This is a genomic window from Proteus sp. ZN5 (assembly GCF_011046025.1).
Classification (GTDB): domain Bacteria; phylum Pseudomonadota; class Gammaproteobacteria; order Enterobacterales; family Enterobacteriaceae; genus Proteus.
In genome coordinates this window covers 1,192,063-1,204,196 of the sequence record NZ_CP047639.1, presented here as the reverse complement: position 1 = coordinate 1,204,196, position 12,134 = coordinate 1,192,063, and the positions used below count along the sequence as shown (strand labels likewise).

Genomic DNA, 12,134 nt, shown 5'->3' with positions numbered 1-12,134 from the left:
ACCTATTCCCCCAGCGCCGTAGATTTAACGGTGTAATAACGCTGTTTGCGAATGGTCTGAATCACCTGGTTAAAATGCGCCAGCAATTCTTGCTCTGAGCCGTATCTTCGCTGCAACGCAGCGTACTCCTCATTGATTTGGCGACGTGCACGTTCAAGGTCTTCAGTTAACAACTTCGCATAGGCATGATCTTCTACACCAGAGGTGCTTCTAGCTGCATTGAGCATGTCTTCAACCAATGCCCGGGCCATCTCAACAGCAATAAATGGTGCAGCTCTTGAAGCAAACGACCTAGCAGCCCCTTCATTTAATGCAGAAAGTGTTCGAATCATGCCGCCAATGCTCGCGGGAGCCGAGGTCATAAAAGCCTTTTCGGTGGTGCTAGCAGCCCCTGTATTTCGAGCAAATTTAAAAATAATGCCGTTACTAGAACCTGTACCAAGAAGTAAATTTTCGACCTGAGTTGATAACCCGGTTAGGGTCACGTTAGTGATTGTTGGATTCAGACAGCCGTCTTGTGTCACTGTGTCACATCGGTACATAGCGACGTTACCGCCATGAATTAGATGCTCAATAGTCACTTTATTGCCATTCAGTCTGGTCAGTTTTGGGGCTTTACCTTGACCATCAGCCGCATTAGCCAAATCACCAACGATGATCGAACCCGTCACCGACATAACCGCTTCAAGAAAACGATCATCCCCCGATGCAAACCAGCTTGATGCCGAGTGACGTTTCAGTGCTCGCCAGACCAAGTTACCTTTAATTGTTTTGTTCACATCAGATGCCGCGACACTTGAAGCGTTCTCATAAGGGTTCTTACCATTGGACTCACTCCAACTGGTAAAAATGTCTCCAGCCCCTTTAAGTGAGCTCAACATGCTGGCTTCTGTTTGCCCCTTTTTACCAAAAGCAGCCAGGGTATCGTTCACGACTCCCTGAGCCATTTGACAGGAATTGCCAAAATACTCGTTTAACTGCTGGATTTTCTTTTGCAGTGTCTCCATGTGCTGAGAGCATTTCTCACACATAGCACTGAGCGCTAATTGGAATGCGTATCCCTTGGCATTTGCCGCTACAGAGCGAAGTAATTGAACAAACTGATCTGCATTAACAAATGACAAACTTCCAGCGAACATATCAATGCCGCCACAACCTGCTTGGAATGACGGAGGCACCATTGAGACGAGGTTCTCGTTCATGATCCTGTTACGGACAACAACGCTTCCACCAGATATAACGCCACGCCGCTGACTCTCGAATACACCAGGCGCAGTGGTGTTGGTCATTGAACCAAACAACTGATTCAACTCCTGTTGCAAGCTTGCTTGGCTCATAGACGAAAAACCAATCGAACAGGCGATTAGCGATACTCGGAATACTTTTTTCATTGTTATAACCCTCCTTGTGCACGCAGATAGCGAACAAGGAACTCAGGGTCCTGTAATATCTTTTCGTTAAGCTCTTGGGCTGACATCGCGAGTGACACGCCGGGTTGAACAGGTCTTGTGGCAGAGTAAGTTTGATCATCAATCCAACCGGCTTGATGGGCTGCAAGAATGATTCGATTATTGAGCTCATCAAGGCTCATTGCGCCTTGGCCAATCGGAGTGATGACATTAGGCGGATCAACTAAGAACACGGCAGGGACAGTCGTAACGGACAAGGATTGTGCTTGTCCTGAATCGACTTTGTAATTGGGAAACTCTCCACCCGGTAAAGGCATGCCATCGACAGCAATAGCAAACACCTCGAAACCGTAGTTCAAAGCCATGGATTCGATGATAGGCGCTTGAGCGTGGCAGTAAGGGCAATCCGAACGATAGAAGAAGAACAAGCCAGCCCGTTTTGCTACTTCACCTAAAGCTACATCACGTTGAGCGCCAGCTTCTCGATCCATCCGATTGGCAGCATAGGTCGCCAAGGGTCTGCGACTGATTTCATCCAAAACTGGATCGCCCATGACCACCTGCTGACTAACATCAGCAAACTGTGAGCCCTTATCCAACATGACGCGCTGGAGATACAGATAGGCTCTGACGTTCTCATTCGTCGGCTCATCAATTGCCTTGTCCATGAAAGACTGCATGTGCTCACGAAACCAGGCAGCACTAAAAGGCTTTAGCTCGCTCTGACTCGACTCTTCCGCACCAAATTCCGGCTTCGTAAGCTCATCAGGCTGTTTAGGTTCAGGAATGACCTGATACCAAAACCAGCCTTCCTGACCACGCTGATAGAATTGCCCATCACTAGCATGGGCGGGTAAAATGAATAGAAAGAAAATAATGATTGGGATGGTCACCCATAGGATGAACCAAGGTAACAAGGGGGTTCTCATTGTCAGCTCCAGAATTTTTCATAGAGCTAACATGCTAAAGATCCCCGAAAGTTCGATTGACCAGATAGATGAATGAATCGTGTGTGTTTCTGACTAGCTGTTGTGACCAGTAACAACAGCTAAATTTAACGAGCCAAATTTATGATTGGACCGCTTTGAGCGAAAAACGGACATTATCGCTTCAATCAGCCGACGCGTTAGCGGTCGGCTGCATTGGTTTGTTAAGTTGCTTTGCTCGTTTCTTATCCTTAACCCACAATACAGAACCATTTGTTTTTTTCATTTCAAACAAATCTATTGCCATGAATAGATCACTCAGTTTTTTGAATCCGTAATTTCGCTGATCAAAAGATGCATGGTTAGAAATATGAGTGCCGATAGGCCCAAGCATAGCCCAACCGTCTTCATCTTCCACTGCTTCGATAGCCTGCCGTAGCAATTTAATTAGTTTAGTATCGCTTTTAATATTCCGGCTTTGTTTCTGAATGGGTTGTTCAACCTCTGCTTCATCGTCTAAATACAGAAAGCGAGAGCAACTGTTCACAAAAGCTACTGGGGCTTTACGCTCACCAAAACCAATAACGAATTTACCATCAGCCAGAGTCCTCGTTACCAAGGGAGTAAAATCGCAATCGGATGATACAAGGCAAATGACATCGACATTTTTCGTATATAGAACATCCATGACATCAATCACCAACGCCATATCAGTCGCATTTTTGCCTTTTGTAAGATCAAATTGTTGAATCGGTTGAATAGCAAACTCATGCAGCACATCTTCCCAAGCTTTCAGGTTTTGATTTTTCCAGTTCCCATAAGCTTTTCTGATATTGACCACACCATAGCGAGCAAGCTCAGATAGCACTTTATCAATCTTTTTTGCTGGAGCATTATCAGCATCAATGAATACTGCAATTTTTTCTTTATCTTTCACTTATGCCTCCTTGCAACTTAACGCCCGCAGCACGCGCGGCTTTGTAGTGGAGGCGCAGCCGAAACGAAAAAGCCGTCGCCGTGCCTGCGATTGTTAGATGCCTGACTGCTCAATGAACGCTAGTCTTGGATAATAGGTTAAGAATTGCCACACCGCTCACAATAAACCCGATACCAACAAAGCCCCAAGCGTCCAACTTCTGCCCATAAACACCCCATGCAATCAAAGTCACCAAAGCGATTCCCAAACCTGCCCAAACCGCATACGCTATACCTACAGGGATTGATTTAAGAGATAGCGAAAGAAAGTAGAAAGCAATTCCATAACCAACCAAAACCACAAGGGACGGGCCTAGTTTAGTAAACCCATTGGTAGATTTTAGTGCAGTAGTTGCAACTACTTCTCCAAATATTGCAATAGTTAAGAACATCCAATTTTTCATAAAAATTAACCCCTAAGCGTCAAGAAGGAGCCAAATTTTAAGGAACATTTTTTGAAAATGTCAGTCTTGTTGTAAAAAATTATCTGTGAGCAAACAACATCTAACAGTTGTATATTGTGCCAGCACACTTTCTCTGGTTGAACCAGATGACACAGCAACGTTAACATATTGATAAAAATTAAATAATTACAAACGACGACTACGAGCTGCGACCCAAAGCGTGCTGGCACATTATTACTTTTCTGTGGCCTGTTATTTTTAAGTTGGTCCGCGCTAAGTAACTAAATTAGTGTGTTTTTCCTTCTTCAGCAACAGATAAATGAGCCTGTTGATCTGCTCAAAGTGTGCCTATCTTATGGTTAACACAAATAACACTGTGTATTTGTCCACGTGTACGACTAATGTCAGGTTTTGGCACATAAGTAATATTCAGAAAGTGCGAATACTACATTAGCTTACTTTACTGCAAAAACCGTAACCAATGTCTTCATTGAGTCACCCGTAATCATAACAAAGTGCATTTTGCTACCAAGATGCTGCCAGAACTCGGCCTCTTGTGCATATTTTTTAGCTTTTTTAGTAGCGACGCTTTCTGGTAACTCGGCTTTAGTTAGCGCAGAACATAGCAGCTTTGAGCATAAAGCCTTCCAAGGATGCTTAGGTACGCCGTCTGAAAGCCGTTCCACGAACCTTTCAAGCGCGTGACGAGTCACCACGACAGGTCCAATGTTCGGAACGTTGATGACCTCATCGATTTCTCTCACTGTAGCATTATCGACGCTGTATTCTTCGAAGGAATGTGAGAGCCAATCGTCCCGCTTCTCTACCGAGATCTGTGCTTCCTGGTATCGAGTGAGCAAAAACCTAGTCAGGCTGTAAAGTGAATGCTGAGTTGAGCGTTGTTTCTGTAACTTTTTGATGGCTCCTTTACTGACTCGGATTTGAAGCCCATTGCCGCTTCGGTTACTCCCGATCACCTCTTTCACTGACAATAGGTGATGAATCGCATAGAGCTCAGCTGCAATTGGCTTTTGCTGCTCAGAAAGCATGTCGTACTGCTCACCTAAATTGACCTTTAGCTCGCCACCTCTTCGAATGCCGGTCTTCCAGTAAACTGTAAACTCACCTTCAATCTGCTTTGTTAAAAGGGTTAATACCATCATGTTTATTTCTCCTATTGGTTATCTATTTTTCATTCTCCATGTTTTTTTAAATATGCAAGGCGCAAAAAAAGGGGCCGAAGCCCCTTGGATTAGATATGAACTTTAGGAAAGCCCATGGCACCGTAAACATTCAGCACATCATTCCAATCCCAACTTTTCACGCCAAGTGACGTTGGTATCGGAGGGATCAGGACTTGTGTCAGAATGCCTTTCTGCCAAGCTTTTTTCTTGAGTTCATTCGCTGCATTCAGGCCGGTCTCAGAGAGATCGTGATCTGCCCAGATGTACAGCATTTTCACATTACTTGGTGGTTCAAACCTAGCCAGTAGCGTTGCATTCACAACCGACCAACATGTTTGTCCCGTTGCTCTGGTAACCGCTAAAGCTGTCTCTATCCCTTCAGAAACACCTAGTACCTCACCAGGCTCACCAATCGGAATGGCACCGCCAGTGATTGTTCTGTCACTTGGTATCGGCATCATCTTTTTAGGCTTTTCAACCGGTGCTTTGAATCCATCTTCACTTAGGTAGATCCGATGAAATGTGGCCGAACGCCCTTGCTGAGTAACGATTTTACCTAGCAGCGCTGGGTAGCTATCGATAAACAGACCATCTTCATCATGGTAAGGCAAGTTTGGATGAAACCTCAGCACCGAATCCCATTCAGGACGAAGCCGGGTAACAATGCCACGACGATGCAAGTAGTTCCAAACTGGTTGCGCACGAGTATCTGCAAGAGATAACGTTTCTCCCCAGGCTTGATTCAAGCGATGGATAATCGCTTTGTCCTCGTCCTGCTTTCTAGCCTTCCAATCAACAGCGTTACTCGGTATTGCCCGAGATGGTGCTTGTATTTGTCCGGGTTGAATACCTAGAACTTGGCCAATTGCTTCAACAGACTGGGCAAAGTTCCATCCATTAATCCAAGACAACAGTTCAAAGCCATCATGAAAGATACCGCAGGTATTACAAACGCCACCACCGGTATATTCAGCATCTTTGAACAGCCTAAAGCCATCACGACCGCCATGAACAGGACAAGCCACATGACGGCCTTTTCGAGCAATAGCGGCATCAAGTTTTGGCACCAATGCCGCCAAGACTTGAAGCCATTGGCCATTAAGATATGGCCTTACTGTTTCAATTTGTAAAGGTAACGCCATATAACCTCCTTAAGTAAAATGCCGACTCCTACCACAGGTGGTAAAAGTCAGCTTAGGTCCTGCATTGAGCCGTTTGGTTAATGCAGGAACGTTAGTCAAGCTGGATACCATGTCGTCTTAATAGCCACATGATGGAATCACGAAGCACATCAGGATCGACAACCGCAGCCATCGCGCAAACACGAAAGCAAAATGGCGCTATTTCGTCATTTTGAATCCACGACAACACATCCTTGCGCAATCGAGTACTGACACGACCGTCCAGCAATACACGGATCGCATCCAATAAAATGCCTTCGCGTAACTGCCAGATTTCCGTGTCAGACCAAGTGACTGGGCCATCATCAAACTCAAATAGAAATTCGAGCTGTGATGATGTGTGTTGATGGGACTGCTTTTGTGATGTAGGAGAATGGGCAATGCGCCCATTCATTAAAGATAACCGCGTTCGGCAAGCGAAACGCAGCCCTCGGATGCGACCACAACATGGTCAAGCGTTCGAATATCAACAAGTGACAAGGCGTCACGGAGTCGATGAGTAATGCGTTTATCAGCTTCACTTGGCTCAGGATCACCCGATGGATGGTTATGAACCAATATCACTGCTGCTGCATTAAGTTCTAGCGCTCGCTTTGTTACTTCCCTTGGATACACGCTCGCCGCATCTAAAGTGCCTTTGAACAGCTCTTCAAATCGAATAACGCGATGCTTTGTATCAAGAAACAGTACGCCAAAGACTTCGTGCTCATACTCGTGCATCAGTGTTTGCAGGTATGAGAACGCCGACGATGGCTGTTCAATTTTTCGACCTTTACTCAATCGACCACGGGCAAGCTTGAGCGCCATATCTAAGATATCCGCTTCAGTCACTTGCTCAGGAACGATATAAGTACCGACTTCTTCGCCAGCTAAGAACTTTTTGTTTTTCATAGGAGTCTCCCCAAAGAAAAGCGGAGACGAACCCATGCCCTGAAGGGGACGGAATCGTCCCCGCAGGGTGGTAAAATTGATGTGGTTACTGAATTAACAGTTGTTGTGTTACTTCGAATAACTCACGCTTCAGATCTTTGACGTCGTTAATCACGATGCTTTGTGGAAAGAATTTCTCAACACTGCGTGTTTGAATCCCGATCCCCAGCAGCTCAAAGCCACTGCGTCTGCACCGGTCAACAATGTCATGCGTGGCAGCCCAATCATCTGGGTCACCATCCGTTAGCACTATCATTAGCTTTCGCTTCTGTTTTTGCGCTAACAAACTGTTTGCCGCAAACCACATCGCTTGTGCCATAGGCGTACAACCTCGTGGTTTTTGGTCAAAACAGGCGGCCCGATGTCGAACCGATTGCTTGGGCAATAACGCGATAGATACTTCCTGATGAATACCAGGAAAATAACTGACCGCAGGTACAACACCCGGTATGCCTTCCAGTGCCATGGCCAAAGCCAAAGCGGCTTCATTGGCAACATGAAAGTACTTTCGATTACCTTCTCCAATGGGTTTACCCATTGAACCCGATATATCGACCAGCAAGTGCACAGCAGCATTAGGCGCAATGCGAGGTCGCCTTTGAATAAACAATCTCGACTCACCTGCTTGTGAAGCGGCAAGACGATGGGTTGCAACTCGAAGACCGTGCCTTTTGGCATGATTCCGATTGTCCTGACTGGACTGAACCATGCCCCTAAGTCGGGCTCGAATTTGAGCGGACTCAGACGCCGATAAGGTCAAGATGGCCTCATCACCCAACATAGCTTGCTCTGCTTGGGGCAAACTGAGTGGAGTGACACCCTGATGTCCTTCAGCTTGTTCCGACAACACTTCTGCCACTTGTGCAAAGGTATCGGATTCAAACTGAGCGGCACTGGCCTCTAAGGCTTGTCGCAAATTGTCAGCTTGCTCAGAGTTATCAGAATCTCCCGTTTCAGCAGCATCCACCATTGCAGACGAGTCTGCTTCCGGGGTTTGACTGTCACTACTGTTATTGCTGTCATTACTCGCATCTTGTCCAATGTCATTACCGTTATCAGCATCCGACTCACCCTGTGGTGGACGAGATTCGTCTTCCAACATGGCAACGATGGCATCGACAAGTTTCAGCACTTCACCTGTAGAGCCTAAGCTAGGCACTGCTGTCAGCATGGCGCTTAACCGGCTCATCGCTGCGGCAGGAAAGAGTTGTCTCACTCTTTCATCAACTGCTTGATACAAAGGCGTCAGTGCTTTCTGACCGAGAAAATGGCATCTCAAGCGGAACAACAACCATGCTTGCAAGTTAGATGCAGGCTCAAGCTGTTCAGGTACACACATTTGCTGAGTGTCCACCATGTACTCAATCACTTGCGAAATACTGCGCCGGGTTCCGGGGTAATCCTTTGCCAATTCGTTTTCAATTCGCACATCCTCAATGATATTGAGAAGTGCCTTACGGATCGGCTTGGACGACGCCTTCTGCACCATGTCAAAATTAGTATGCCGAATATGCGCCGCTTCATGAGCCAGATAACCCCAAGCTATCTGTTGATAGTGTGGGTCGTCTGGGTTTGCTGTTGGGATCACAATCCGCTCACCATCGGTAAACGCATCTTGTCCTTGAATAAGCACCTTCACACCAAACTTTTCGCCATAAGCGGCGGCAACGATTGGCAGTGCGTTTTTTAATGGATGATTCATGGGAGTCTCCTAATCATTAGGGGGAATACTCCCTCAGCGGGAGCGTTTCCCCGCTGGTAATGTAAGTGTTTAAACCTGTGCTTTTAGCTTATCCAGGTCGTATTTTTGACCTAACCAAGCCACCAATTGAGCTGGACTCTCGTGCTGTTCAAATGACGTTTTAAGCTGGTCTAAACTCAGGATGTCATCTAATGTCAGACCGTACTGGTCTTGTAACTGAGTAGACACCTCGTGTTGATATTGCAGCCAGGCCCGCTCATGAGCAGTTTGCTGCAATGCCATGTTTGGAACAAATACCATGGCCGTTACCCAAGCTCCTTGTGCGTCCGCATCTGCGATCAGCACAGGGTTCTTGGGGATCACGACACTATGTGTTGAGTACGACCGTTGTGCTAACGTTCGACAACACGCCACTTCTGGTATCGATTCACTTTCAACCGCATCAGTCACACCACGAAAATGTGGTTCAAACTGGTTCAGTTGGCTGGGGTTATGGATGGTTGATTGCATAATTTCCTCTTACATAGTTCAGAGGACATGCGCCCTTCAGGGCAACATGCCCTCAAGGACGTTAGAAATAAAATGAGTTTGGTAAAGTCGAACCAAGGTTTGGTCTGACGGTTGGTTGTGGTATTGCACGTAAGTTATCTGCCTGAGCAGATACTGGCTGTGCGGGTTTAGGTTCAGGTTTGGGCATCAGTTGTCTGATATCCAATTGACCTTCACCGTGCATTCTCATCTTGTCTGGATCAGACAAAATTAAAATGGTCGCCATCAGTTCGTGATAGAGATTGTCTGTCACAGGGCCGGTCTTCGGCAGACGAACAAATAAATTGTCCATCGCTTCAACCATCGGCTGGACTCGATGATCCAGGAATGACAAACCATCCAACTTGTCTCTTAACCGTTTCAGAGGATTAAGGGCTCGCTGGCTGATTTGATTCTTACCTGCAACGGAACGCTCAAACAGTTCATTGGCATCACGAGCCACCTCCCTAAAGAGGGTGTGTCCCATGCCATTGACCTTGTCATCTAAGCCACCAGCTTGTTCAGCCGGTTGCATTCGATAGATGGCATAATCGAACTGAAGCCGTTGTTCCACGTCTTCGATGGGTGACAGCGCACGCCGGATTGCATCTGCAAATTCCGGGTGTTTTGCAACCCAGTCAAACGTCACCTGGTCATAGTTGTCCAAGAACAACTGCTTGCACTGCGCAAACTCCTGACCGATCCGGTCAAGCTCTGGAACAATCTGATCAATTCGGTCCTCAGGGACGGCATAGCCACCTAAAAACCGCACACCGACTTGCTCACACAAGCGCTGCGCTTCTTTCTTAAGCCTTTCAAAGTTCGCCAATGCCTCTGGGTCGCAAATTTTTTTACTACCTAAACTGGCAACATCCTTCGGTGGAAGTTGGCTGCCATTAGCTAATCTGAAATCTTCAGGCCTTAGTTTTTTTCTACCGCTCCAGATGGAACAGTCGATGTGACAAATCAAAAGTTTGTCGAGGGTTTGAATACTCATAGTGCATCCTCATGTAAGATGGGGACGCACCACTCCCAACAGGAGCAATGGCCCCCGTTTGGGTGGTAGTAGTTGACGCGCTAATGGCAACATCACTATCAGAAATAGTAATTTTGCGAATCAGGCGACGATTGGTTGAGATCGATTTTCACAGGCATTAAGTCCAGTGCTTCAGCTATCGGGCGAACCCGCTCTAAATCACTGCCTAGCAACCGCAATACATCTTTTTCCAACTTCAGTTGGTCGGATACTTCTATCCCTTCAGGACTCGCTACTGTGAGCGAACACAATGCTGGTAATTGACGCTTAAAGGCCAGTAACAGCAACAATGGCCACGGGCCATCATCAGTGTTAACAATGCCAGCGCCTTCACCTGACACCATGCTGATTTGATTGGTACTAGGTAATCCGCTTTTGCAAAACCCTAATGACCATTCTCCAATCCTGACCTGGTTATCATCAATGACAGCCAAGCCATAGGCTTCAAGCAGCTTTGCCATATCGAACAACGCTTTTTGCGCCAGCGAGATTTGGCCATTGACGTCCTTGCGAGTACGAAACTCCCAACTGACGTTATTGGCGCACGCGACGCTATCTAGCGCATTTGAGAGTTCAAATGGCCGCCCTTGATGATCAATGCCGACTTGTCCAACAAATCGATAACCCTTGTTGATTTTCTCATTGATTCTTCGGTCTGCTTCTGCGTTAGGATCAGTCGAGTCAATCAATCGCTGCTGCGACAATTGACCAGATTTTCCAAACCGAACTTCAATCGCCCGGGTATCTGATCCAACGTAAATGGCCCATTCTTTGGCTGTCCCATCAGAATGACTGTAACGGTAAAGAGCAAAGCACTTTTCCATCATCAATCCTCCCAATGGTCACCGAAGACATCAGCGGCAATACGGTGAATGGCTTCTCGTTGCTCCAACTCAGCACGAGCCGTCAAAGACCGAACCAGTGCATATTCCACTGCGTTAGGAGCGCCTTTAAAAGCAAGTGTTAACTTTGCCCAGCGCACTAAGGTTCGAGTAGACATGGTGATACTAAGCTCAGCACCGCCATCCGCTCCCCCAATAAAAAGACGACGAATGTCACCAGCCACCTTCACCATTTTTTGGCGAAAGACTTCTGGCAAGCCAGGCGCAACGTTCTCCAGAATGGCTTCCTCTACAGAAGGCTCTGCATAGGTCGCTTCGATGATTCTAAAGCGATCAAGAAAAGCCAAATTCTGTTGGAGCACACCTTGATACAAGCCCGTTTGGTCACCGCTGCCCGCACTGTTGCCGGTTGCGATAAAACGAAACTTGGTATGTGGCATGATGATCTCTCCGCCATTTTGTGCAATGACCAACGGGGCACCTTCCAAAATGTCATTGAGCCCAGCCAGTTCAGCAGGCTCAGCAAGATCCATTTCATTAATGATCAGCAAATGGCCATGCTTGACAGCCAGTGCCAGCGGTCCATATACAAAAGTCATGTTGCCATTAACCAGCGTGTGGTGACCGATAAGATCGGACAACTCCAATCGACCGTGCGCAGTAATTTGCTGAACAGGCCAATTCAATCGAGAAGCAACTTGGCAAATTAGCGAGGTCTTACCGCATCCCGTGGGGCCTGTAATATACAAACCGTCACCGTCTGGGTGAGACAAGAACGCCAATACATCACGTAAGTCTTCTTTTCTAAAAACATACTCGTCCTTGCGAACGGGAATGTTTGGATGGGTAGTGTCGGCACTAAATCCTTCCAGAACGAAAGCATCAGGAGCCGGGACATTAAACGCTTGATTCACTTGAACCAAAAATGGGGATTGTTCAGTCATGGTAAACCTCATCAGTTTTGACGAGGCCCCATGCCCCAACAGGGAATGAAGTCCCCGTCGGGTGGTGTGTTGA

13 protein-coding genes are annotated in these 12,134 nt (G+C 46.8%); all 13 read right to left on the bottom strand.

Features of this window, described 5'->3' with window-relative positions; all coding sequences use genetic code 11:
• Window positions 1-2 precede the first annotated feature (2 nt).
• A complete protein-coding gene (locus tag GTK47_RS05510; RefSeq protein WP_156734044.1) occupies window positions 3-1,391 on the bottom strand; it encodes a conjugal transfer protein TraH in 1,389 nt (462 codons plus the stop codon).
• 2 nt (window positions 1,392-1,393) lie between these two features.
• Window positions 1,394-2,338 carry a thioredoxin family protein gene (locus GTK47_RS05505; protein ID WP_156734045.1) on the bottom strand — a complete coding sequence of 315 codons (945 nt, stop codon included), beginning with the start codon at window positions 2,336-2,338 and terminating at the stop codon, window positions 1,394-1,396.
• A 181-nt stretch (window positions 2,339-2,519) separates the two neighbouring features.
• The gene (locus tag GTK47_RS05500; protein WP_156734047.1) at window positions 2,520-3,272 is read right to left on the bottom strand and encodes an NYN domain-containing protein; all 753 of its coding nucleotides are present in this window, start codon (window positions 3,270-3,272) and stop codon (window positions 2,520-2,522) included.
• Window positions 3,273-3,381: 109 nt separating this feature from the next.
• Complete coding sequence (locus GTK47_RS05495) at window positions 3,382-3,714, bottom strand: multidrug efflux SMR transporter (protein ID WP_156734049.1); 333 nt, start codon at window positions 3,712-3,714, stop codon at window positions 3,382-3,384.
• Between the two features lie 455 nt (window positions 3,715-4,169).
• The gene (locus GTK47_RS05490; protein WP_156734051.1) at window positions 4,170-4,877 is read right to left on the bottom strand and encodes a hypothetical protein; all 708 of its coding nucleotides are present in this window, start codon (window positions 4,875-4,877) and stop codon (window positions 4,170-4,172) included.
• 89 nt (window positions 4,878-4,966) lie between these two features.
• Window positions 4,967-6,040 carry a primase-helicase zinc-binding domain-containing protein gene (locus GTK47_RS05485; protein ID WP_156734053.1) on the bottom strand — a complete coding sequence of 358 codons (1,074 nt, stop codon included), beginning with the start codon at window positions 6,038-6,040 and terminating at the stop codon, window positions 4,967-4,969.
• Window positions 6,041-6,131: 91 nt separating this feature from the next.
• Window positions 6,132-6,473, bottom strand: coding sequence for a plasmid-related protein (locus GTK47_RS05480; protein WP_156734055.1), 342 nt, complete (start codon window positions 6,471-6,473; stop codon window positions 6,132-6,134).
• The gene (gene radC / locus GTK47_RS05475) at window positions 6,473-6,970 is read right to left on the bottom strand and encodes a DNA repair protein RadC (RefSeq protein ID WP_156734057.1); all 498 of its coding nucleotides are present in this window, start codon (window positions 6,968-6,970) and stop codon (window positions 6,473-6,475) included. The genes GTK47_RS05480 and radC overlap by 1 nt, the downstream gene beginning before the upstream one ends.
• A gap of 85 nt (window positions 6,971-7,055) precedes the next feature.
• The gene (locus tag GTK47_RS05470; RefSeq protein ID WP_156734058.1) at window positions 7,056-8,711 is read right to left on the bottom strand and encodes a VWA domain-containing protein; all 1,656 of its coding nucleotides are present in this window, start codon (window positions 8,709-8,711) and stop codon (window positions 7,056-7,058) included.
• A 69-nt stretch (window positions 8,712-8,780) separates the two neighbouring features.
• Window positions 8,781-9,221, bottom strand: coding sequence for a hypothetical protein (locus GTK47_RS05465; RefSeq protein ID WP_156734060.1), 441 nt, complete (start codon window positions 9,219-9,221; stop codon window positions 8,781-8,783).
• Between the two features lie 61 nt (window positions 9,222-9,282).
• Complete coding sequence (locus GTK47_RS05460; protein WP_156734062.1) at window positions 9,283-10,236, bottom strand: DUF3150 domain-containing protein; 954 nt, start codon at window positions 10,234-10,236, stop codon at window positions 9,283-9,285.
• 98 nt (window positions 10,237-10,334) lie between these two features.
• Window positions 10,335-11,102 carry a hypothetical protein gene (locus tag GTK47_RS05455; RefSeq protein WP_156734064.1) on the bottom strand — a complete coding sequence of 256 codons (768 nt, stop codon included), beginning with the start codon at window positions 11,100-11,102 and terminating at the stop codon, window positions 10,335-10,337.
• Window positions 11,102-12,061, bottom strand: coding sequence for an AAA family ATPase (locus tag GTK47_RS05450; protein ID WP_024015927.1), 960 nt, complete (start codon window positions 12,059-12,061; stop codon window positions 11,102-11,104). Before GTK47_RS05450 ends, GTK47_RS05455 begins: the two co-directional genes overlap by 1 nt.
• Between the last annotated feature and the right edge of the window lie 73 nt (window positions 12,062-12,134).